Here is a 665-nt window from a genome sequence, read left to right as displayed (position 1 = left end):
AGAGCAAGAAGAGGAACTGTTCTAATAGCTTTTCATAACAAGGTTTGTTTGAAATGATCGTGTTATTCCTCCTTCTCCTCTTCTTTTCTCTTGCTTCAATTCATATGGAAAAGGAGTGATGAGTAAATGGAATCTAATATAAAAGGTGTTCATGAAGTAAATGAGTTACATGAAATGTTAACATTTAAAAATGTATGTATGACTAAATCAGCTGTTATGGCTGGCGTAGCACAAGATCCAGCTCTACAAAGTTTATTACAACAAGATGTGAACATGTCCATGAAACATTGCCAAGACTTGAAGAACTTACTATCTTAATAAAAAGAAGGTGAAATAGATGAATGAATTTATACAAAATATCACAGGTATGGGACCTATGACTGATCAGGTTATCGCAACGGATTTATTACTTGGAGCTAAAACAGCTGTAAGGAACTATGCATATGCGATTACGGAAGTTAATTCTGATCAAACTCGTGAAGTATTACGTCAACATTTACAGGATGCAATTGATACACATAAGCAAGTAAGTCAATATATGATTGATAAAGGATATTATCATCCAACTAATGTACAAGAACAGTTACAAGTAGATTTAATGACTACACAAACAGCTCTAAACGTAGCAAAAAATCAACAACACCCTCTTTAAAAACTAAAAAACA

2 protein-coding genes are annotated in these 665 nt (G+C 32.9%); both read left to right on the top strand.

The annotated features are described in order from the left end of the window. The first annotated feature begins 126 nt into the window (after positions 1–126). The gene (locus tag JDS96_RS30580; RefSeq protein WP_199669104.1) at positions 127–318 is read left to right on the top strand and encodes a spore coat protein; all 192 of its coding nucleotides are present in this window, start codon (positions 127–129) and stop codon (positions 316–318) included. Positions 319–337: 19 nt separating this feature from the next. Beyond that, positions 338–652, top strand: a complete 315-nt coding sequence (locus JDS96_RS30575) for a spore coat protein (RefSeq protein ID WP_199669103.1) — start codon at positions 338–340, stop codon at positions 650–652. Positions 653–665: the final 13 nt, after the last annotated feature.

The sequence above is a fragment of the Bacillus cereus group sp. N21 genome (assembly GCF_016483395.1).
Classification (GTDB): domain Bacteria; phylum Bacillota; class Bacilli; order Bacillales; family Bacillaceae_G; genus Bacillus_A; species Bacillus_A pseudomycoides.
Note: the sequence above shows the minus strand (reverse complement) of the source record. Positions and strands in the feature narration are given on the sequence as shown.